A 23,639-nucleotide genomic window follows, 5' to 3' on the forward strand; every position below is an offset into this window, starting at 1 on the left:
CTTAAAATAATAAATATTAAAAGGCTTTTTTATGCAAGTTACAAACACAACATCAATCTTAAATAGCACTCCAAACAACTTATTATCTAAAGAGGATGATAAGGTTTTAGACAATACTTTTGAATCAATGATAGAAAATAATAAAACAGAGGAAAAAGAAGAGTTAAAAAATGAAATTCAAGAAAGAGAAAACCTAGTAAAAGATATTTTATCTTTATTAAAAACTGGTTTTACAGAAGAAGAGTTGAAAAATATTCAAAAACTTTTACAAGAATTAGAAAGTTTAAAAAAGAAAAGATCTTCAGGAGGTAATGTATTGCCAGAAGATATTGATGAAATATTAAGAGATATAAAAGAGACTTTAATTAAAGCTCAAGAAAAAGCAACTGGAAGATCAGTAAGAGATACAAATGAAAACAATAATGAACTTTTGCCTATACAAAAAGATTTTGAAGAAAAAATCAATGGTTTAAAAGATGTTTTTAACAAAAATGGAACTTCATTAAAAGAGAGTCAACTTTTAAGCATAAATATAAGTGACCAAATAAAATTAATGGAACAATTAAAACAAAAGAGATAGAAAAAATTCTATCTCTTTTTCCAAATACTCATTTGAGAAATAGTATGTTGATATTTTCTATTTGTCTCTTTAATTACAAATGGAACATCAATGATATCAAGTAATTCAAATTGACCTAAAAGATTCTCTTTTAAAGAATCCAAAGTAGTAACTTCTTTATTATCTTTTATAAATCCACCAAGCCAATTGCTTTTTGGAGTGTACTCTTCAAGCCAAGTATATGGACTTAAAATTACAAGTAAACCATCTTTATTTACTCTAGAAGGAACATCTTCTAAAAATTTTTGAGGATAATATAATCTATCTATTAAATTTGAACAAAATACTAAATCATAACCTGTATAAATATCTTTTAAATTACAAGCATCACCTTGCATAAAAGTTACTTTATCTTTTATTTTTTCTAAATCAAAATCTTTTAAAGAAACTGATTTTTCATCAAAAATTTCACCCTCTTTTTTTACTTTATAAATCAAAGAATCATAAAGTTTTAGTTTAACTCCAACATTTATAAAGTTTGCAGAAAAATCTATTCCTAAAACTTCATCATAAATTTTAGCTAACTCAAAAGATGCTCTTCCAACAGAACAACCTAAATCAAGGGCTTTTGAAGTTTTTATATCTTTTAAATATGGTTTTAAAAGTTCTACTGAATTTAAACAAAAGTTTTTAACTCCAAAATTTTCACTTCCATAATGAAAATCACAATATAAAGAGATTAATTCATCTGTTTCATAAACATTATCATTTAGTTTTGTTCTATATTCATTTGAAGATTTTACATATCTAAATCCTGCGTGTTGGAAAAAATGTTTTCTAAAGGCATATCTTGCGCTTCTTAAAGTCTCATTTCCTAAACTAATAAACGACCCACCTTTTATAAGTGCATGTCTATCATCAAAAGTTGGAGTTGTAAAATCATCATAAATTGGATGAGTTACAAAATCATCAAAAGGATAAATTGGTGTTAAACTCCATTGCCAAACATTTCCAACAACATCATAAAAATCATCAAATTTATATTTATCTACTGGAGTTTGATTGAAAAACTTCAATCCAATATTTGCCTCTTTTTCTTGGGCATTTACAAAATCATAAAGTCTATAATATTCATCTTCACTTGGAAGTCTCACTTCAAAACCTAACTTTTGACTTTTATATTTACAAAAAGCTTCAGCTTCATAAAGATTCACATCAACTGGATAATTAAGTGGAAGTGGAACTACTCTATTAATTTCCCTTAAAAAATACTCCTCATCTTTTTTTATCCAAAATGTTGGATGTTTTGCATTTGTGTAACCTAACCACTCTTTTCCTTCACTTGAGAAAAATTCAGGTTTATTATAACCATCCTCTTTTACAAACTCTAAAAACTCTCCATTTGAAACAAGATATTTTGAAGCTTGAAAATCTTTTATAAAAGTTTTGTGATATGAAAATTCATTGTCCCAACCATAAAAAACTGGATTATTTCTATCTTTTTGTAAAATTACATCTGCTCCTTTTACATCAAGAAGTTCATTTTTTGGATACTCTTTTGAAAATTCATTTGAATACTCAAAAATTTCATCTTCTATTAAATATTTAATATCAAGTTCTCGAAGTAAAACTGAACTTGTTTCTATATGAATATTTTCGTGTTCTATTCCCATCAAAATAATCCACATAGCACAATCCCAGTTTATAGGAATTGAAAACTCTATATTTTCAATCAAATCTAAAACTATCTCTTTTACTTTTTTTCTATACTCTTTTATCTCTTCAAAAGTTGGCCATTTGTAATTATTAGAGTTTAAATCATCCCAACTCATTTCATCAACACCAATTGCAAATATCGATTCAAAATCCTTATTTACTCTATTTTTTAAAATATTTGCTAAAACTAATTTATTTATAAAAAATGTTGCAGTATGTCCATAATAAAAAATTAATGGATGTCTAAGTCTATTTGGTTGTTGATATAAAAACTCTTTGTCTTTTAATAAATCAAAGAGTTTTTCATCTAATTCGTAAGTCTGTAAAAACTGTTTTTTAATCTCTTCTCTTTTTTCTTTTATCGTGCCCGTAGTTAAATTTACGCTACTTTTTATATAATTCATATTCTTCCTTCTAAAAACTCCAATTTTTTCATTTTATTGTTTTTTTCAAACTCTTTGTATATATTTAATAGTTGTTTCAACTCACTTTGTCCCAAATTTGGTAAATGATTTTCAAGTTTTAAAACTATATCTTTTGTATCAATTTTTAAAAGAGATTTTGAAATATAATTTTCAATTAAAACCATTCCTAATCTTTTTATAGATTTAGTTCTCTCTAAAATTTCTAAAGCATCATTTGTTGCTGTTAATACTTCATTACATAAATTAATATCAAAAGAGTTTGAAATTTTATATAAAATATTTAAAGCAAAATTATGTAAAACAACTGGCATTTCATCCCTATCTCCAACTGATTCTTTTAAAATCATTCCAAGACGTCCAAGTTTTATCGACTTATCAATTGTTTTTTCATCTTTTATAGACTCTTCTATATATTTACATCTATATGAAATTGCCATATTTACAAAAGTTGCTCCATACTCAAAAGCACCTAAAGTTGGGATTGATAAACATTTTTTATAAAAAACTATTGCTTCATCATAATTTTCTTCCCACTCTTTTAAATTTGCTTTTATATTGTAAAAATGCCATAACCATAAAGGAACATTATCTTCATTGTGAGAAAATAGCAAAGTTTCTAATTTATTTAAAGACTCTATTCCTTCTTCTTTTAAATCTTCATTTCTTTGCGAAATAATAACCCAAGCAGCTTTTCTTTGATAATATCTTATTTCTATATCTGTTGGTTTTGTATTTTTTCCTAAATTTAACTCTTTTGGTAAACTATTATAAGCTTGTTCAAATTTCCCCATTCTTTCATATAAAGAACAGATATTTAAAGCATATTTATTTGGATTTATTTCATATAAATATTGATTTAAAAGTATTGCTTGTTCAAAATGCCCATTTCTTTCAAATAAAAATGCCAAATCATTTAAAGCTTCAATTGAGATTTTTCTATAATAAGAGTTATTTGAACTTTCAAAAGTATTTACATCATTAAAATCAAACATAAATCCAGCTATTTCAAACCAATAAAAATTAATCAATTCATATTGTTGTTTGTTTTTCACAGAACTAATAAATTTTTCCAAAATTTTTATATTTCTTCTTTTATCTAAAACAATATCTTTGACATAATAATATAAAATCAAAAGAGAAATAGGATTTTCAAATCTCTCCACACACTCTTCAATATGATTTCTTAAATAATATGCAAGACGTTTTTCTTCTTCACTTAAATCTTTAAAAATTACATTTTGTGTAAAAAAAACTTGTAAAGATTTTTCTTGAACTAAAAATTTAAAATCATCAAAACTTCTATTTATAAAATTTTGAAAACCAAAAATTAGTTGATTTTTTGAATCATTTTCCTCTTTTATAAAATTTTTTCCACAATACTCAAAAAGTTCCAATGAAATAAAAGTTTTTTTATCCCTTTGTTTTGCAATCACTGTTGAACATAATTGCATTAAAGAGTAAAGTTTTTGTTCTTTTGCACTTAATAAAATCTCAACATCACATTTTTTAGGTGTTTTTTCTGCTTTTATAATTTCAAGATTTAATATCTCAAACTTATTTATTCGTTTTGATATGGTTTGTAATTTATCATTTCTTATATAAAAATTTATATTAGAAAATCTATGAACTACTCTACTTACAAATATTTTCCAAATCCAATGTTCACTATCTTCTAAATCAAAATTATAAAGATGAATTTCCATCTTTTTATCAAAATTTGAAAGAGCAAGTTCTAATTTTCGAAGTTTTCTAACATCTTTATTAAACCAAGATGAAATCAAATTTTTAAATTCATTCCCTTCTCCATCTAAAATTGATGGCATCATTAATAAACCTAAAAAGAAAACAAAAACAAAAATAAAAGCTATATAATCATTTAATTGCCAGTCAAAAGGCATTTCAAAAATAACTTTTTTTAAAAAATCTTCATAAATAGATACAGATAATAAAGCTATCAAAATTACCAAAACAGAGATAACTGAAATAAAAATTGAAACAAATCTTTTTTTCAAAAAATATAAAAATGAGGAATTTCCAGCAAGTAAATTTATATCTGCTTCAAATTTATCTAAACTATCATTTTCACAATAAGTTATATATAAACTATTATTTTTTTTTGAAACACAACTATCTTCTTTTGTTTTTCTCTTTGAATTGCAAAGTTTTGAGATATGAATAAAACAACTATTTTGGTTCATTTAACTTTTTGTTCCTTCACGTGCAGCTTTATTTTGTATTGGGTCAGTAAATGTATAATTTCCATTTTTTAAAACAAAAGGATAATTTTCAAATATTTTTTCAAAATCTTTTTTAAAATCTTCATCATAATTATTTAAAGCTTCTTTTACTATTTGTGTATATTTAAAGGGAATAAAACAATTTTTATCACCAATTTTTCCTAATTTGTCTTCTCTTGTTGTCATAAAAGCTATCAAATCATCTTTTGCTTCAAAACTTAAAACATCTTCTTTTTTTATAGTTATACAACTATAATTTTTTTCTCTAAGTTTTAAAATTTCTAACTCGTCATCAGAGATTTCAATCATAACTCCATATAAAGTAGAGTTTTCATTTTTTTTAATATTTAAAAAAACTCCATTTATAGATTCGTTTTCCTCTTCAAATTGTATAGATTCAATTGCATTCCATACTCTTTCATAACCTTTAATTTTTACAGGAAGTAAATCTTTTTGAGATAAAACTCTTTTAAAAGATTTTTGAGCACTAGAAAGATTTATTAAAGAGCCAAAACCAAATAAATACATGATTAAACCAATTTTTCTTTACTAATTACAATACCATCAACATCTACATAAATATAATCACCTGGATAAATTTCTACATCATCAATAACTAAAGGAACACCAATTTGTCCATCTTGAACAGGAATATATTTTCTTGGACAAGTCCCTTTTGCAATAAGACCAATTTCAAAATCTTTAGTATTGATTGTATCTCTTACATAACCATTTACAATAATTCCTTCATATTTATTATCAGCTGCAAATCTCATTAAATTATCACCAACTACAGCAAAATATCTCATATTTACGTCAACTACTACAACTTTTCCTGTTCCATCATTGTTTTTTAAAAATGTTGCTAAATCTTTATTGTTTTTTTCTAGTTTTACAGTAATAACTTCGCCTCTAAACTTTTTATTCCCACCATATGATTTAAAATCTGGTCCTAAAATTTGTACTTTTTCACTAAACTCATCGCATAAATCTGCTGTAAAAAATCCCATAAAACTATCCTTAATTATAAAATTTATTAAATAATATTATTATCTCATTTTAGAATTAAATTATTCTTATTTAGTAGTAATTACACATTAATTATACAAATAAGTTATAATTTTCCATCATCAAAAGGATTTTTATGAAAAATTTATTCCAGATTTTTTTAATACTATTTTTATCATATTTTATAAGTGGTTGTAGTTCAAAAAAACTAACAGTAAGAACTCTACACCCTTCAAAAATTGAAAAAGAAAAAATCAATACAATAGTTGTAGAAAGATTTAGAAATGATGATGTAAATCAAACAATAAGTTTAGAAAACAAAATAGCAAATAAAATTGTTGATAATAAAAGAGTATTTACTCTAAAAAATGATATTTTTGGAACAGATGCAATAATTACAGGAGAAGTTTTAAACTCTTCTGTTAATGTACATACATATTATAAAAATGAGATAGATTATTCAAGATGTAGATTTTATAGATATGATGAAAAAAACATAACAAAACACTGTATTGAATATGCAATTAGATATATTCCTTGTGAGAATAGAACTTATAATGTTACTACAAACTTACAAATTATAAAACCAATAAATAATAGTATAATTTTTTCAAAAACTTACGATAAATCAAGTTATGATAATATCTGTTATGATAGACCTTATATTCCTCATATGAGTCTATCATCTAACAATAATTATAGAATAAATTCTCAAATTGCTGATGAAATTGCAAGTGATATAATTGACGATATTTCTCCACATTATGTCTATTTTAATATCAATATTATTGAAGAGTTAGATGATGAGAATCCCCTTTATACAAAAGAACAAAAGAATAGATTTGAAAATATTGTAAACTTGATTGAAGATACAAATTTAGATATTGCAAAAACTCATCTTGAAATTTTAGATAAAGAATTAAATGGCAAAAGTTTTGAAGTAATTTATAATCTAGCTTTAATTTATGAAGCTTATGGAAAACTTGAAATTGCAAATAAACTTTATAATCAAGCAAAAACTCTTACTTTAAATATAGAATATCTTGATTTAATTAATTATGGAATCAATAGAACAACTATTAATTTACAAGAAAAAATCAAAGCCAAGTCTCAACTTCCATAAAATAGGGATAAAATCCCTATTTAACAACTTTTAACCTATATTTTTGTATATTAAATTTTTATTATAAATATTATAAATTTTAAAATTATAAAGGTTCGCTAAGTGGCTATTGAAAAATTTGACTATACAAAGATTTCTGATGATTGTGTTAAATGTGGTAAATGTAAACCTGTTTGTACAATTTTCAATATAAATCAAGATGAAGCAACAAGTCCAAGAGGATTTATTGATTTATTAGGTGCATATAAAAGAGATGAATTAGAATTAGATAAAACAGCAAAAGATATATTTGAATCATGTTTTTTATGTACAAACTGCGTTGAAGTTTGTCCGAATGATTTACCAACAGATATGATTATTGAACAAGTGAGATCAGATATTGCTCAAAAATATGGACTTGCTTGGTACAAAAAACTTTTCTTTTATCTTTTAAGACATAGAAAAACTATGGATTTTCTATCAAAAATGGGTTGGATGTTCCAAACATGTGCTTTAAAACTTGACCATAAAAAACAATCAGCTCTTCCTAGGTTTTCTCTTCCAATAGTTAAAAAAGATAGGGCATTACCATTTGCTGATAGTACAAGTTTTTTAAATAAATATCCAGCAAATATTCCTTCAACAAATAAAAAAGAAGAAATTGGTAAAAAAAATAAAGTTGCAATTTTTATTGGTTGTATGAGTAACTATACATATACAAATACAGGTGATTCTTTGGTAAAAATTCTAAAAAAATTAGATTTAGATATTATGATTCCAAAAAAACAACTTTGTTGTGGAGCACCTGCATATTTTACAGGGGCTTTTGATACAGTTGATTATTTAGTAAAAGAAAATATTAAATATTTTGAAACTTGGATTGATGAAGTTGATGCTGTTATTATTCCAGAAGCAACTTGTAGTGCAATGATAAATAAAGATTGGGAACACTATTTACACAACCAACCCGAATGGAAAGAAAGAGCTGCTAAACTATCTTCAAAAATCTTTTTAGCAACAAAATGGCTTGAAAATAATACAGATTTAAAAGATTTATTAGCAAATTCTGGTAAAAAATTCGACCAACTTGTAACTTATCATGACCCGTGTCATGCTAAAAAAATGCAAAATGTTTGGCAAGAGCCAAGAAATCTTTTAAAACAAAATTATGTTTTAAAAGAAATGAGTGATTCAAATAGATGTTGTGGATTTGGTGGAGTTACTATGCAAACTGAAAAATATGATTTTGCAAAAGCAGCAGGTGCTCCAAAGGCAGCTATGATTAGAGATACTAAAGCACAAATTGTAAGTGCTGAATGTAGTGCATGTAGAATGCAAATTACTAACTCTTTATATCAAGCAAATGTAGATGTAGAATTTAAAAATCCTATTGAATTAATAGCAGAAGCATTGGAAGATTAAAATATGGAATTTTGGCAAAATATTTATTCAAATTTTAATCCAGTAGCTTTTAATTTAGGACCAGTTGCTGTTCATTGGTATGGACTTATGTATGCTTTAGCACTAATAAGTGCAATTTTTATTGCAAAATGGTTTATCAAACATGATAAATTACCTATTTCAAATGACTTATTTGATTCATATATTTGGTGGGCAGAAATAGGAGTAATTTTAGGTGCAAGAATTGGATATGTATTATTCTATGACACACATACAATGTACTATTTAACTCATCCATGGCAAATATTTAATCCATATATAAATGGTGTTTATGCAGGAATTTCAGGGATGAGTTATCATGGAGCTTTTTTCGGATTTATTATAGCTTCTTACTTTTTTTGTAGAAAAAATAAAATATCTTTTTGGTTTATAACAGATATTGCTGTTCTTGGAATTAGTGCAGCTTATATATTTGGAAGAATTGGAAACTTTTTCAATCAAGAGTTAATAGGACGAGTTACTGATGTTCCTTGGGGAATTTATGTTGGTGGAGTTCTAAGACACCCTTCTCAAATTTATGAAGCAATACTTGAAGGTCTTTTTGTATTCTTAATTTTAGTATATTTTAGAAAAAGAAAAACATTTGATGGACAATTAGCATTAATGTATGGTGCTTTATATTCAATAGCAAGAATTATTGCAGAACTTTTCAGACAACCAGATACTCAATTAGGATTTTTATATAGTGATTGGTTAACAATGGGGATTTTACAATCTTTAATAGTTTTAGGGATTTGTATTACAATCTATATCAACAGAAAAAAAATAATAAATAGTTAATTTTAACTATTTATTTTCACTTCTTTACTATAACCAGATTCGATAGCTAGTTCTACAATTTTATTTTTTAATAAATCTAATCTCCAGCCATGTCTACTCGCAAAATTTTCTATTTCTGCATCTCTTTGTTCAGGAGTACAAAATACAAAAATTCTTTTTAGGAAAGGTTTAGGAACTTGGATAGCAATTAGTTGAAAATAATTCTCTTTGCAGCTTCTTGAACAAAAAGCCTTACTCATAGCAATCTTTTTTTTGCAAAATGGGCAATGCGACATTATTTCTTACCTTTAATTATTAGTTTGTAGAACTTTGCATTACTAACATCTTGAAGAAATTTTGGATCAACATCATGTAAAGCTATAATATCAATAACTTTACCATCCATAAGCCAACCTCGACCTGTGTCTTCAATCTTTTGATTCTCAAACATTTCAATAAGTTCTTCTTTTGGTATGATCAGTTCTTGCATATTATAACTTTTTTATTTAGATTTTGCAAATCATAATGTCTAATTATTTTTTAAAATATCAATCGTATAACCCTTATTTGAATGGTTCTTAATAATTTCATAATAAGTTTTTTGTCTAATTTTATTAACAATATTTCTCATAGTATAGATTGACATATCTTTACCTTTCCATACTACATCTTTTATTGTATCATAATCTGTAATTTCATTTCTTTTTGTAATTAATAATTTTAAGAAAGATTTTTCTAATCTAGTAAAGTCAATTAAAACTCCACCTGATTTAAAAAATTGGTCTCTATATTCATCAAAATAGATACCATTTTCAAACTCAATTTTATCACCTCTTTTAGTTTGGTTTAAACACATAATTACAGCTAACTTAACATCTTTTGCTCTTAAAGGCTTTGATAAAAATGTATAAGCACCTGAATTAATTGCTGTAACAATATTTTCATTGTCATCAGAACTAGAAATAACTATTTTCGGTAATGTTGGAGCTAGTTGAGATAACTCTGAACATAATTCTGAAAAAGAAACACCTTCAATATCAGCATCAATAATTGACATATCATAATTGTTTGAACAAGCTAAAGATAAAGCTTCAGACATTGTTGTCGCAATTTTTAACTCTTTAAAATAATCGTCAAACTCACTTTCAATAGTTTGTTTAACTGCCAAATCGCTACTTATAAAAAGTAACTTTGCATTGTACAATTTTCTTATATTTCTTACTGTTTTTAACATAATATAACTCTTTAATAATTGGTTTAAGATATAATAATAACAAAAATTTCTTTATTTGTCAAAATAAAATTATAAATTAGATAATTTTTATCTTCATTTTAGTTCTTGCCACGAATTTCCTATTGCAACTGACACTTTTAAAGGAACATTCAATGTATAGATACTCTCCATTATTTCACGTATTTCTTCAGTAAAACTTTCAACAAATTCATCTTTTATCTCAAAAATAAGTTCATCATGGATTTGTAAAAGCAATCTCATCTTATCGTTATTTTTATATTTTTTATAAATTTTTATCATTGATAATTTTATTAAATCTGCAGCACTTCCCTGAAATAAGGTGTTTACAGCTTCTCTTAAATAAGCAGCTTTCATCATAGCATTTGCAGAATCAAAGTCAAATAATCTTTTTCTATTTAATAATGTTTTTACATAACCATTTGTGTAAGCAAAATCTTCAATTGATTTTAAATAATCTTTTACACTTTTAAATGCTTCAAAATATGAATCGATATAAATTTTAGCCTCTTTAGATGGAATCCCTAAAGTATCACCAAGTTTTTTGCTTCCCATTCCATATAATAATCCAAAATTTATTGATTTTGCAATATTTCTTTTCTCTTTAGCTAATTCTGCTCCAAAAATTTTTACAGCAGTTTGGTAGTGGATATCTAAATTATTTTTGAATGCTTCAACTAAAGCCTCATCTTGACTAAAATGAGCTAATAATCTTAACTCTATTTGAGAATAATCAATTCCAACTAACTTATATCCCTCTTTTGGAATAAAGGCTTGTCTTATTTGTAATATTGAGTCACTTCCAACTGGAATATTTTGTAAATTTGGATTTTTTGAACTTAATCTTCCTGTTGCAGTTCCTGTATGTAAAAATGAAGTATGAACTCTATTATCTTCATTTTTTAATCCAAGTTCCAATAATGGTTCTATATAAGTTGATTGAAGTTTATAAGCTTCTCTATATTTTAAAAGTAAAGGAATTACAGGATGTTCATTTTCAATACTACTCAAAACAGCTTCATCTGTACTGTAACCTGTTTTTGTTTTTTTAGATGCTGTTAAACCTAAAGTTTCAAATAAAACAACACCTAATTGTTTTGTTGAATTAATATTAAACTCAACTCCACTTATTTCGTGGATTTTTGAAGTTAGTTCACTAATATATTTATTACTTTTTTCTTTATACTCTTTTAGAAGTTCAACATCAATTTTTATTCCATTATTTTCCATTTCAGCAAGAACATAAATAAACTCAAATTCTACATCAAATGCAAGTTTTAAAATCTCTTCTTCATTTTTTTCTTTAAAAATCTCTAATTGTCTATTAAATAATTTTAGAGTCATTAAAGCATCTTCTGCTGCATATTCACAAGCTTTTGATATTTCTACATTTGAAAAATTCTCACCTTTTTTTACAACATCAGAGAAACTAATCATTTTATGTCTAAAATGTTTATCAATTTGATAATCAAGCCCTACTTTTTCATTTGTGTTTAAAAGCCAAGATAAAATCATCGTATCTGCATAAAGTTTTAATTCAACATCAAAATTATGTTTTATTATTTGATAATCATATTTAAAATTTTGTAAAACTAATTTATATCTATTTAATTGAATAATAGCTTGACGTGCTGCTTCCATTGATATTTGATTTCCAACACCTAAATATGAATGTGCAATTGGAACATAATAAGCTTTATTTTCTTCATAAGTAAAAGAGAATCCTACAATTTTAGCTTTTGTTACATCAATATCTGTAGTTTCTGTGTCAAAAGAGATAATAGAATCTCTTGGAATTGTGTTTATAACTAAAGATAAACTATGTTCATTATCAAGTAAAATGTACTCTACTTTATCCTCTTTTTTTTCTACCTCTTTGGGAATTTCTGTTTTATATCCCATCCCATTTTTATTTACTTTTTCTAAAATTTTGTGCATATCATATTTAACTAAAATATCACTAATTTTTAAAATTGGATTTTCAAGGGGTAAAATAAACTCTTCAAGATTATCAATCATATGACAATCTTTTGATAAAGTTACAAGTTTTTTAGAGATAAATGCCATCTCTTTACCTTCAAGTAATAACTCTTTTGTTCTTTTTTTACTTATATTTTCAATATTTTCATAAATATTTTCTAAAGTTCCAAACTCTTTTATAAGTGCTTCAGCAGTTTTTGCTCCAATTCCTTTAACTCCTGGAATATTATCAGCACTATCACCTAAAAGTGATTGATAATCAGTAAATTGTGAAGGATGAACTCCATATTTTTCAAAACATTTTTCTTCATTTATGATAACTTTTTTTGTTGGGTCAAATAAATAAATTGTATCATCATCTATTAATTGATACAAATCTTTATCGTGAGATACAATTCGAACTTCCAAACCTTTTAGTTTTGCATCAAAAGCAATTGATGCAACAATATCATCTGCTTCAAAACCTGTTCTAATTGCTGTTTTAAATCCCATTTGTTCAATCCAAGAGATTGCAATTGGAAGTTGTTTTAGTAAATCTTCTGGAACATCCGGTCTGTGAGCTTTATATCCATCATAAAGTTCATTTCTAAATGTATTTCCTTTTGCATCAAGTGCAAAAACAATATAATCTGTTTGAAAATCTTTTCCAATATTTGATATAAAATTAATAAAACCTGTTAGAAGTCCAGTTGGGAAACCTTCTCTTGATTTTAAAGGAGGAAGTGCAAAATAACTTCTAAATAAAAATCCAAATGTGTCTATTACGGTGATTGTTTTTTTCATAAATTCTTCTCTTTGCTTGTGTTTAGTCTTTTTATATTATAATAATGTCACTAAAAATAAGGTTTTACTACAAAAGGAACATAAATGATAATTATACCTGCAAGATTAAATTCAAGTAGATTTGCAAACAAAATAATGGTTGATATTTTAGGATTACCAATGGTAATTAGAACTGCTCGTCAAGTTAGTAGTTTAGATAAAGTAGTAATCGCAACAGATAGCCAAGAAGTTATGGATTTAGCTTCACAATATGGTTTTGATGCTGTTCTTACTTCAACTTCTCACAATAGTGGAACAGATAGAATAAATGAAGCTGTTAATATTTTGAATTTAAGTGAAGATGAAATTATTGTTAATGTTCAAGCAGATGAACCATTTATAGAACCAGAAGTTGTACAAACGGTAATAGATAGAGTAAAAAAAATAAAAGAAAATGATGAAAATATTATGATAACTTCTTGTTTTAAAGAGATAACTTCTGAATTAGCAGATGATCCAAATCATGTAAAAGTAATTTTAGATGAACACTCAAACGCAATATATTTTTCAAGAGCTAAAATCCCATATCATAGAGACCATCACGAAGTTTCTAATTATAATGGACATTTAGGAATTTATGGATTTACAAAAAAATCATTAAATGAATTTTGTAAATTACCTTCATCAAAATTAGAAAATATAGAAAAATTAGAACAATTAAGAGCAATTGACAATGGTTATAAAGTTGCAATGGTAAAAGTTGTTTCTAAATCTTTTGGAATTGATACACAAGAAGACTTAAATAGAGCTCTTGAAATTTTTAAAAAATAATTATCAAAAGTGCTTTATAACTTAATCTTATAAGTAAAGTAATATTAAAGCACTTTTATGTAAAACTTGTGTAAAAGAATAAAAATAAGGGTGATTCTATGCATTATGATGTTTTCATCATAGATAATTTTTTAAAATTTAATGATTTTAAAGAGTACTCTTCAAAAAAAATTAGAAATGTAAATATTTCATTATTTCCAAATTTTGAAGATATGATTAATGAAATAGAGTTTGTTGATGTACTTATCGTTCATATAGATTCTATTGAATATTACAATATCATTGAAAAATATTTAAAAAACGACCCTTATATTATTTTTATTATAAATGATAACTCTGATTTAGCCAAAATATCAAATTCAAGAAAATTAGATATTTTATATGAACCACTTGATTTTTCTAAATTAACTTCAAAAATAGAGTATTTTACAAATAACATCAAAAATCATATTTTGTTAAAAAATGAAGAGGATTTTTCAAATTCAATAATAAACAATATAAATAATCCTATTTTTTCTGTAGATAAAGAACATATAATCTTTGCAAATGATCATTTTTATGAACTTACAAACTGTTATTCACTTCAAGAATTGAATCAAAAATATAAAACGGTTAAAGATATTTTTGAAAAAGAAGAAGGTTGTGTTACAGATATGGAAAAAATTTCTTCTAATAAATTAGAAGAGAAAAAACTAAAAGTATGTATAAAAACTGGAAATAAAAAAAGATTTTTTTCTATCCAAAAAATTCACTTATCTCACAATGATACAAATATAATTATCTTAAATGATATAAGCCATGAAGTAGAACATAAACATGAACTTTATAAACTTTTATATACTGATAATTTAACAAAATTCCCAAATCGTGCAAAATTGATAGAAGATTTACAAAATAATGGTTTAAATTTACAAGCTGTTTCTTTGTTAAATATCAATTCATTTAAAGAAGTAAATGATTTTTTTGGGCATAAAGTTGGAGATTCTATCTTAATTGATGTTGCAAAACTAATTTCAAAAAAAATACAAAATCATAAAAATCTAAAACTTTATAAATTCCCTTCTGATACTTATTGTGTAGTAAATACAGAAGAATCAAGAGATGAATTTGTAGATTTAATAAATGAAATAATTGAAACAATTTATAAAAATGTATTTATTTTTGAACATTATGAAATTGATATTAGAATGACAGCTGGAATTTCATTTTCAGATAAAAACAATAAATTAATCACAGCTGATATTGCTTTACAAACAGCAAAAAAAGACCATAAAGATTATTTGATTTTTTATGATGAACTTGATAAATTCCAAGAATATGAAAATAATATGTTTTGGACTAAAAAACTAAAATCTGCTTTTATAAATGACAATATTGAAGTATATTTTCAACCTTTAGTTAATAATGAAACTCTAAATGTAGATAAATATGAATGTTTAGTAAGACTTATTGATGAAGATGGAAAAGTTGTAAATCCATATTTCTTTTTAGATATTTCAAAAAGGTCAAACCAATATACAAAACTTACAAAAATTGTTATTGAAAAATCATTTAAAAAATTTGAAAATTTACCTTTTGAGTTTTCAGTTAATATTTCTTATGAAGATATTGAAAATAGTTCATTTTTAGATTTCATAAAAGAGATGTTAAAGAAATATGATGTTAAAAATAGAGTCGTTTTTGAAATTTTAGAAGATGAAAATATTAAAAACTACAATTTATTGATATCATTTATTGATGAAATAAAAAATTTAGGTTGTAAAGTTGCAATTGATGATTTTGGTAGTGGATATTCAAATTTTGAGCATCTACTAAAAATGAATGTTGATTATTTAAAAATTGATGCTTCATTAATAAAAAATATTGCTAAAAACGAAAATTCATATAAGATTACAAAAACAATTATTGAATTTGCAAAAAATCTAAATTTGAAAACTATTGCTGAATATGTTGAAAATGAAGAGATTTTTAATATTGTAAAAAATCTTGGAGCAGATTATTCCCAAGGATATTATTTCTCAGCTCCAATTGCAGAACCTAATATTAATGAATTTAAAGAAAAGAAAGAAAAATGAACAAAGAAATTTTAAAAGATATCTCAGTTTTATATGTTGAAGACGAAAATGATGTTAGAGAATTTACTTCAAAATTATTAGGTTCATTACTAAAAAAAGTTTATGTAGCTCAAAATGGTTTAGAAGGATTAGAATTATATAAAGAGAATCAAAATGATATTGATTTAATAATTTCAGATATAAATATGCCAAAAATGAATGGTTTAGATATGTGTGAGCAAATTAGAAAAATAAACAATGAAATGCCTCTTGTAATAACAAGTGCTCACAATGATACAAATTTTTTAAGAAAAGCTATTGAAGTAGGTGTAAATACATATGCCATGAAACCTATTGATTTGTACCAATTAATAGAGAGTATCATAAAAGCAATGGAGCCTATTTTATTAAAAAGAAAACTTATTGAATTAAATTTATCATTAGAGAGCAAAATAGAACAAGAAGTTAGTAAAATTAAATCTATTTTAGATGCTCAAGATAATATTATTATCGTTACACACAATGAAAATATCACAAATGTAAATAAAAAATTTCTTGACTTTTTTGAAATTAAAGATTTTGATGATTTTACTTCTAGTGGAAAAAATATTTTTGATTTTTTTCAAGAAGAGTTTGGATTTATTACTAAAGAAAAAATAAATAAACAAGAATCTTGGATTCAATATATAAAAGATTTACATGAGATTGATAGAATTGTAAAAATAAAAAATTCATCTAACGAAGAAAAAATTTTTGCGATAAATGTTGACTTTTATGAAAACAAAGATAATTATTATGTATTTTCTTTAACAGATATTACTAAACTAAAAGAGAAATCAAACTTACTTGAATATCAAGCAAGCCATGATAAATTAACTGGTTTGTTCAATAGAAATAGATTTGATGAACTCTATTCTAAAGAGATAAAAAGAGCAAAAAGATATGAGAATAATTTGTCAATAATACTTTTTGATATTGATGATTTTAAAAACGTAAATGATAATTATGGTCATCAAATTGGAGATGAAGTTTTAATTGAAATCTCAAAAATACTTCTAAATAATGTTAGAGAACCTGATATTTGCGTTAGATGGGGAGGAGAAGAGTTTTTAATTTTACTTCCTCAAACAAATTTAGAAGGTGCAAAAGCAGTTGCAGAAAAGATTAGAGTAACAATTATAGAAAAACCTTTAACAGAAAAAAACTTACCAATATCTGCAAGTTTTGGAGTATGTCAAATGGATGAAAATGATGATGATTTTTCATTGATTTCAAAAAGTGATAAGCTACTTTATTTAGCTAAAAAAAGTGGGAAAAATATAGTAATAGCTCAATAAAGCTATTTCTATATCATTTAAAAATTAAAATCTTCACCTAAATAGTGTTCTCGAACTCTTGTATCATTTTTTATTTCTTCACTTGTTCCACTTGCAAGTAAAGCCCCTGCTTTCATAACATAAGCTCTATCACATATTTGTAACGTTTCTCTTACATTATGATCTGTAATTAAAACTCCAATATTTATTTTTGTTAATTGGTGAATAATCTCTTGAATATCTTTAACAGCAATTGGGTCAACTCCTGCAAAAGGTTCATCCAGAAGTAAAAATTTTGGATGAGAGATTAAGGCTCTTGCTATTTCTGTTCTTCTTCTTTCACCTCCTGATAAAGAAACTCCTTTTCTTTGTCTAATTGGCTCAATATTAAACAGTTCAAGTAACTCTTCAACTCTTTTATGTTGTTCATCTTTATCTTTTGTAATAATTTCAGCTGCAAGCATTAGATTATCTTCAACAGATAAATCTTTAAAAATAGAAGACTCTTGTGGTAAATATCCAATACCTTTAATTGCTCTTTTATGAAGTGGAAGTGCTGTAATATCTTTATCATCAAAATAAACATTTCCACTTGTTGGTTTTACTAATCCACAAACCGTATAAAAAGTTGTTGTTTTTCCAGCTCCATTTGGTCCTAATAAACCAACTATTTCCCCTGAGTTAACTTCAAGTGATATTCCATGTAAAATCTGTGTTTTTTTGATTGTTTTTGTTATATCTTTTACTTCTAATTTATGCATTTATTTTATACAACCTTTTATTGTCTTTTTTTTCAATTTCAACTAAAATAACTCTATACCCATAATCTTTTAGTATTGTTTCTAGTTTCTCATCACCCCACTCTACAAAGTGAATTCCCTCTTTTTCAAACTCTTCTAACATACCAAGAGAAATAAATTCTTGTAAAGTTTTATTGTAAACATCATAGTGAAAAATATTATTTGAATATATTGCTTGTAATGAAAATGTAGGAGAAGTAACCAAATCACTTAATCCCAAAGATTTTACATAACTTTTAACAAGTGTAGTTTTTCCACTTGCTAAATCACCTCTTAAAATTATAATAGTATCTTCATTTTTAATAATATCTTTTAGCTCTTTTACTAAAACATCTAAATTTGTTAATTCTAATTCAAACTCTTTTTTCAAATTAAACCTTAACTTAATTGTTGAGATACTTTAATAATTTGTTCTAATTTTTCTTGAGCAGCACCACTTACAATAGCCCATCTTGCCATCTCAATTCCTTCTTTAAAATCTCTTGCTTTTTCATCAACAATCATTGCAGCAGCAGCATTTAATAAAACAATATCAAGTTTTGCTCCAACAATTTTTTTAGATAAAATATCTCTTGTTAGTTTTGCATTAAACTCTGGACCTTCACCTACAATATCCTCTTTTGAAGCCATTGGAATTCCATAATCCTCAGGATTTATCTCTAAATCTGTGATTTTTCCATTTATTAAAAGTGTTGCATAAGTAATATCTGAAACTGAAATTTCATCCATTCCATCGTTTGATGATAAAATCATTGCTCTTTTACTATCAAGTAAATCAAGAGCTGTTGCAATTCTATTTATATAACTTTTATCAAAAACTCCAATAACTTGTTTTGTAACACCAGCTGGATTACATAAAGGTCCTAAAATATTCATAATAGTTCTATGTGGAATTGTTTTTCTAACAGGTGTAATATATTTCATTGCTGGATGGTGATTATTTGCAAACATAAAACCAAAACCTGTTTCTTCAAGCATTTTTGCAGTGTTTTCTAAACTTAGATTTAGATTTATTCCCAAAGCTTCAAGCATATCAGCACTTCCAGATTTACTTGTAACACTTCTATTTCCATGTTTTGCCACATAACATCCACAAGCTGCTAATAAAATAGACACTGTACTAGAGATATTAAAACTATAACTTTTATCGCCACCTGTTCCTACAACATCAATTGCTTTTGCTCTTAAATCTTCATGTATAGGAAGTGGAATCAGATGGTCTCTCATAGCACTAGCAGCACCTGCAATTTCAGAAGCTGTTTCCCCTCTTTCATAAAGTTCTAATAAATATTCTCTGATTTCTTCTTGACTTAATCTATTTTCAAAAATATCATCAAATTTTAATTTTGTTGTATTAAACATTAGTCTATCCTTTGCACATATTCTTCTATTTTTGATTTAGGAGTTGATTTTGTAACAGGAATTTGTAATACCTTAAACTTCTCACTCTTTTCAAGATATTTAATCTCTATAATATCTCCAACTTTTACTTCTTTTGCTTTTTTTACAGCTTGGTCATTTATAAAAACAACTTTATGTTCAAGCATATCTTCAGCAACTGCTCTTCGTTTTGTAATATTTACTGCATTTAAAAATTTATCTATTCTCATAAGATAGATTATAACTAAAATAAGCTAAATGAGTCTTTTAATATTTTTTAGATAAAATAAATGTAATTATTTAATAATTTTTATCTTTGGAGTTTGATGCGAATTAAGTCTTTGTTTCTATTTCTTTCTAGTTCCCTAATACTTCAAGCAAATGAATATAAGTTTGATTTATTGGATGATATCTTTGATTTAGATTTAGAACAACTTCAACAGATAAAAGTAAACTCTGCTTCAAAATATTCACAAAACTTAAACTTTACTCCAGCCAAAATGATAGTAATTACAAAAGAGCAAATAGAACAAAGAGGTTATAGAAGTATTGATGAACTTCTAAATGATTTGCCTGCTATTCAAATATTAAATCATGCTGATAGTGGAATTATGAATCAAATTGGTATTCGTGGAATTATGGGGAATAACTATTTCAAAATTCTTCAAGATGGAATAGAAATCAACCAAACTGATGGTGAGATAATGAGTGTTTCTATGCAATATCCGCTTTTTGGTATTGAAAGAGTTGAAATACTTTATGGAGCAGCTTCTGTTATTTATGGGGCTGATGCTATGAGTGGAGTTATAAATCTTATAAGTTCAACAAAAGAGAATGGGCAAGCAGGGATTTGGGCAGGAGAGCGAGGTTATAAATATTTTTATGCAACTCAAGCTTTGAAATTAGATGAAGGATTATTCTCTTACAAAGCTCATTTTCACACAGACCAAGATTATAATTTTGATAAAGAGTATCCATATGATTATTGGGGAAGTGGTTCTTCTGATTTTCAACCTCAAGAGACAAAATCTTTAAACCTAAAATATGCAAAAGATGGTTTTGATACAGGAATAAATTATAGATATTTTTCAGAATCAACTTTAACTGCAATGAATGGGAAAAACTCACTCTCAAATGTCTTTGATAAAGATGCCAACTTAAATAGTGAACTATTTAGCACATTTGCAAGATACAAAACAACAATTTTTAATGAAATTGAATCTACAACAACTATAAGTTATAAATCAACTGAACTTTTAAAAGATAGTTATTTTAGAAATATTTATACCTCTTATGAACCAGGATACAAATATTCAAAATCACAAAGATATGCAATTGAAGAGACATTAAATAAAAATTACAAAAATCATAATTTTACTTTTGGAACTTCTATAGAATGGTTTGAATCAATTCCTATGACTTATGATTTACCAACTCAATCTTTATCAAATGTCTATATAAAAGGTTCAAATAATGAAATAGAAGCACCTATTTATGATGAGAGTTGGAATAATATTGCTTTTTATTTGCAAGACCAAATTACTTTAAATGAAAACTTTCAATTATCAATTGCTGGTCGTTATGATGTAAATTCTTCGTATGAATCAAATTTTAATCCAAGAGTTGCTTTAATTCATTCACAAGATTCTTTAACTCAAAAATTAATATATTCACAAGCTTTTTTAGCGCCATCAAACTACAATAAATATAAAATTTATGGAACACCTCTTGAACCAAATACTTTAGGAGATGGAAATAAATATCAAACTGATACATTTAGAGTTGCAAATCCAGATTTAAAACCTGAACAAAGTAAAAGTTATGAATATAATTTAGATTTTTTATTAAGTAAAAATGATTTAATCTCTTTTTCTATTTATTACTCAACAATTAAAGATTTAATTTTAATTGAAGAAAAAATGCCGGAACAAAGTAACTATATTGAAGACACTACTATTTTAGACCCAAGAGGTGCTAATAATGCAGCTAGTTCTCAAATTTATGGTAGTGATATTTCATATAATGGACACTCATATTTTTCAGGATATGATTTAAACTATTGGTTAAATTATAGTTATATTGATGGAAGAATTGACTATGAATATGATTATGATTTGCCTTTTTTAGCGCAAAATATTTTTAAAGCAGGAACAACTCTTAAAGTAAAAGATTTTACTTTAACACCTTCTATTAGATGGGTAAGCCCAATTACTGCTTCTTATTATAAAGATGGTGAATTAGCAAGGGTTGATAGTTATTTTATTAGTAATCTTTATAGTAGTTATTCTTTAAATAAAAAAGAGAAATTATCATTAAAAATTGATAATTTATTTGATACACACTATTATGGTGTAAGATATAACACTTCATCAAAATATGTTACACCACAAAATACAAGAATGGTATCATTAGCATATACCATTAATTTTTAGGGAAAAAATGAAAATATTTGTTTACATAATTACTATATTTTTAATTGTTAATAATCTTTTTTCAAATGAAATAAAAGAAGAACAAGTAAAAGTTGCTTACGTTTATAATTTTTTAAAAAATATATCTTGGCAAAATGAACAAAAAATTGATAAATATCGTTTAATGATAGTTTCAAAAAATGATACTTTAAATAATATGTTTTTGATGTTAGCTTCAAGAAAACAACTAAAAGATAAAAATTTAGAAGTTCTGATTTATGATGAAACTAAAAAATATAAAAATATTCAAGCCATCTATATTGATGAATCTTTTATAGAGATATATGAAAAACTATTTTTTGAATATGATAAAGAGAATACTTTATTTATCAGTGATGAATATGAAGATAAAAAACAAGTTATGATTAATTTATTAAAAAATGATACTAAAATCAATTTTGAAATAAATAAAGCAAATATTTTAAATCGCTCATTGGAGATTTCACCAAATCTTATACTTTTAGGTGGAACTGAAATTGATGTTGCTAATCTTTATAAAACTTCACAATATGCATTAAAAGAGCAAAAAGATACTATAAACTCATTAAATCAAAAGATTGAAACAAAAAATTTAGAACTTACATCTAAAATTAAAGCAATCGAAGAACAAAAAAATATGATTGCAAATCAAACTAAAAATATCAAAGATTATGAAAATAAATTAAATATTCAAACTAAATCTTTAGAAGAACAAAAAAGACAATTAAATGAAATCTATAAAAATATTGAATCTCAAAAAGAGAAATTATCAAATGCTATTTTAGAAGTAAAAGATAAAGAAAATGTTGTTCAAGAACTTATAAGTTTACAACAAGAGAAACAACAAGAGTTTGAAAATGCAAAACAAACTTTAGAGTTTTTAAATTCTCAAATTGAGGAACAAAAAAACAATTTGTTGTTAAAAGAGGTAGTTATTGCTGACCAAAAAAATATAATTGCCACTTTAGTTGTGCTATTTATGATTATTGTAATTCTAGGATTAAATGGAATAAGACAAAATAGACTTCTAAAAAATCTATCTCAAACTGATTCTTTAAGTAGTTTATACAATAGAAGATTTATGTTAAATAAACTTGAAGAAGAGATTTCAAAATATAAAAGGTACAAAATTCCTTTTTCTATACTTCTAATTGACATAGATTTCTTTAAAAAAATCAATGATTCATATGGACATGATAAAGGGGATTTTGTTATTAAACAAATATCAAATTTAATGCAAAACAATATTAGAAATACTGATATTTGTGCAAGATGGGGAGGAGAAGAGTTTTTGATTTTAGCTCCAAATAGTGATTTAAAAGCTGCGTTAACTCTTGCAAATAATCTAAAAGAGCTTATAGAAAAAACAAATTTTGATATAAAAGATTGTGTAACTGTTAGTATTGGTATTTCAACCTTTAATGAAAATCTAAATCAAGAAAACTTACTAAAACTTGCAGATGATGCACTTTATAAAGCTAAAGAAAAAGGAAGAAATAAAATTGAATTTATGTAATTAAACCTGCTTCGATTACACTTTCATTACA

Annotated in this window: 21 protein-coding genes; 9 read left to right on the plus strand and 12 right to left on the minus strand. The window is 25.2% G+C overall.

Going from position 1 to position 23,639, the window contains the following annotated elements; translation table 11 throughout:
- Window positions 1-31: 31 nt before the first annotated feature.
- A complete protein-coding gene (locus AELL_RS07715) occupies window positions 32-580 on the plus strand; it encodes a hypothetical protein (RefSeq protein ID WP_118917389.1) in 549 nt (182 codons plus the stop codon).
- Between the two features lie 8 nt (window positions 581-588).
- Here AELL_RS07715 and ovoA read toward each other — a convergent pair whose 3' ends face one another.
- From ovoA to rraA, 4 genes are read right to left on the minus strand one after another with little or no spacing between them, the layout of a single operon-like run.
- Window positions 589-2,679, minus strand: a complete 2,091-nt coding sequence (gene ovoA, locus AELL_RS07720; RefSeq protein WP_118917390.1) for a 5-histidylcysteine sulfoxide synthase — start codon at window positions 2,677-2,679, stop codon at window positions 589-591.
- Complete coding sequence (locus tag AELL_RS07725; protein WP_118917391.1) at window positions 2,676-4,898, minus strand: tetratricopeptide repeat protein; 2,223 nt, start codon at window positions 4,896-4,898, stop codon at window positions 2,676-2,678. The genes ovoA and AELL_RS07725 overlap by 4 nt, the downstream gene beginning before the upstream one ends.
- On the minus strand, window positions 4,899-5,465 hold the full coding sequence (locus tag AELL_RS07730) for a gamma-glutamylcyclotransferase (protein WP_118917392.1): 567 nt from the start codon (window positions 5,463-5,465) through the stop codon (window positions 4,899-4,901).
- A gap of 2 nt (window positions 5,466-5,467) precedes the next feature.
- Window positions 5,468-5,947 (minus strand): ribonuclease E activity regulator RraA, encoded by a 480-nt coding sequence (gene rraA, locus AELL_RS07735; protein WP_118917393.1) that lies wholly within the window; start codon window positions 5,945-5,947, stop codon window positions 5,468-5,470.
- Window positions 5,948-6,081: 134 nt separating this feature from the next.
- On the opposite strand from rraA, the gene AELL_RS07740 reads away from it, so the two are divergent.
- The 3 genes from AELL_RS07740 (at window position 6,082) to lgt (ending at window position 9,288) form a co-directional block, all read left to right on the plus strand.
- Window positions 6,082-7,068 carry a hypothetical protein gene (locus AELL_RS07740; RefSeq protein ID WP_118917394.1) on the plus strand — a complete coding sequence of 329 codons (987 nt, stop codon included), beginning with the start codon at window positions 6,082-6,084 and terminating at the stop codon, window positions 7,066-7,068.
- A gap of 102 nt (window positions 7,069-7,170) precedes the next feature.
- Window positions 7,171-8,469 carry a (Fe-S)-binding protein gene (locus AELL_RS07745; protein ID WP_118917395.1) on the plus strand — a complete coding sequence of 433 codons (1,299 nt, stop codon included), beginning with the start codon at window positions 7,171-7,173 and terminating at the stop codon, window positions 8,467-8,469.
- A 3-nt stretch (window positions 8,470-8,472) separates the two neighbouring features.
- Window positions 8,473-9,288, plus strand: a complete 816-nt coding sequence (gene lgt / locus AELL_RS07750) for a prolipoprotein diacylglyceryl transferase (protein ID WP_118917396.1) — start codon at window positions 8,473-8,475, stop codon at window positions 9,286-9,288.
- Between the two features lie 2 nt (window positions 9,289-9,290).
- On the opposite strand, the gene AELL_RS07755 is transcribed toward lgt, so the two are convergent.
- The 4 genes from AELL_RS07755 to polA all read right to left on the minus strand — a co-directional run bounded on the left by AELL_RS07755 (window position 9,291) and on the right by polA (window position 13,282).
- Window positions 9,291-9,563 (minus strand): DUF2116 family Zn-ribbon domain-containing protein, encoded by a 273-nt coding sequence (locus AELL_RS07755; RefSeq protein WP_118917397.1) that lies wholly within the window; start codon window positions 9,561-9,563, stop codon window positions 9,291-9,293.
- Window positions 9,563-9,757, minus strand: a complete 195-nt coding sequence (locus AELL_RS07760) for a hypothetical protein (RefSeq protein WP_118917398.1) — start codon at window positions 9,755-9,757, stop codon at window positions 9,563-9,565. Before AELL_RS07760 ends, AELL_RS07755 begins: the two co-directional genes overlap by 1 nt.
- Window positions 9,758-9,796: 39 nt before the next feature.
- Window positions 9,797-10,501 carry a response regulator transcription factor gene (locus tag AELL_RS07765; protein ID WP_118917399.1) on the minus strand — a complete coding sequence of 235 codons (705 nt, stop codon included), beginning with the start codon at window positions 10,499-10,501 and terminating at the stop codon, window positions 9,797-9,799.
- 93 nt (window positions 10,502-10,594) lie between these two features.
- Window positions 10,595-13,282, minus strand: a complete 2,688-nt coding sequence (polA, locus tag AELL_RS07770; protein WP_118917400.1) for a DNA polymerase I — start codon at window positions 13,280-13,282, stop codon at window positions 10,595-10,597.
- Window positions 13,283-13,366: 84 nt separating this feature from the next.
- On the opposite strand from polA, the gene kdsB reads away from it, so the two are divergent.
- The 3 genes from kdsB to AELL_RS07785 all read left to right on the plus strand — a co-directional run bounded on the left by kdsB (window position 13,367) and on the right by AELL_RS07785 (window position 17,483).
- The gene (gene kdsB / locus AELL_RS07775) at window positions 13,367-14,092 is read left to right on the plus strand and encodes a 3-deoxy-manno-octulosonate cytidylyltransferase (protein ID WP_118917401.1); all 726 of its coding nucleotides are present in this window, start codon (window positions 13,367-13,369) and stop codon (window positions 14,090-14,092) included.
- Window positions 14,093-14,190: 98 nt separating this feature from the next.
- Complete coding sequence (locus tag AELL_RS07780; protein ID WP_118917402.1) at window positions 14,191-16,167, plus strand: EAL domain-containing protein; 1,977 nt, start codon at window positions 14,191-14,193, stop codon at window positions 16,165-16,167.
- Complete coding sequence (locus AELL_RS07785) at window positions 16,164-17,483, plus strand: GGDEF domain-containing response regulator (RefSeq protein WP_118917403.1); 1,320 nt, start codon at window positions 16,164-16,166, stop codon at window positions 17,481-17,483. The genes AELL_RS07780 and AELL_RS07785 overlap by 4 nt, the downstream gene beginning before the upstream one ends.
- 17 nt (window positions 17,484-17,500) lie before the next feature.
- Here the strand turns inward: AELL_RS07785 and lptB are convergent, their stop codons facing one another.
- From lptB to AELL_RS07805, 4 genes are read right to left on the minus strand one after another with little or no spacing between them, the layout of a single operon-like run.
- The gene (lptB, locus tag AELL_RS07790) at window positions 17,501-18,223 is read right to left on the minus strand and encodes an LPS export ABC transporter ATP-binding protein (protein ID WP_118917404.1); all 723 of its coding nucleotides are present in this window, start codon (window positions 18,221-18,223) and stop codon (window positions 17,501-17,503) included.
- On the minus strand, window positions 18,216-18,632 hold the full coding sequence (gene tsaE, locus AELL_RS07795) for a tRNA (adenosine(37)-N6)-threonylcarbamoyltransferase complex ATPase subunit type 1 TsaE (RefSeq protein ID WP_118917405.1): 417 nt from the start codon (window positions 18,630-18,632) through the stop codon (window positions 18,216-18,218). The genes lptB and tsaE overlap by 8 nt, the downstream gene beginning before the upstream one ends.
- A gap of 8 nt (window positions 18,633-18,640) precedes the next feature.
- Window positions 18,641-19,624, minus strand: a complete 984-nt coding sequence (gene trpD / locus AELL_RS07800) for an anthranilate phosphoribosyltransferase (protein ID WP_118917406.1) — start codon at window positions 19,622-19,624, stop codon at window positions 18,641-18,643.
- Entirely contained in the window at window positions 19,624-19,872 is a 249-nt protein-coding gene (locus AELL_RS07805) for a S4 domain-containing protein (RefSeq protein WP_118917407.1), read from the minus strand. Before AELL_RS07805 ends, trpD begins: the two co-directional genes overlap by 1 nt.
- Window positions 19,873-19,968: 96 nt before the next feature.
- Between AELL_RS07805 and AELL_RS07810 the strand changes: the two genes are divergently transcribed.
- Window positions 19,969-22,074, plus strand: a complete 2,106-nt coding sequence (locus AELL_RS07810; RefSeq protein WP_118917408.1) for a TonB-dependent receptor plug domain-containing protein — start codon at window positions 19,969-19,971, stop codon at window positions 22,072-22,074.
- A 7-nt stretch (window positions 22,075-22,081) separates the two neighbouring features.
- Complete coding sequence (locus AELL_RS07815) at window positions 22,082-23,608, plus strand: YfiR/HmsC family protein (RefSeq protein ID WP_118917409.1); 1,527 nt, start codon at window positions 22,082-22,084, stop codon at window positions 23,606-23,608.
- Window positions 23,609-23,639 lie beyond the last annotated feature (31 nt).

The organism is Arcobacter ellisii, from assembly GCF_003544915.1.
Taxonomy (GTDB): Bacteria; Campylobacterota; Campylobacteria; order Campylobacterales; family Arcobacteraceae; genus Aliarcobacter; species Aliarcobacter ellisii.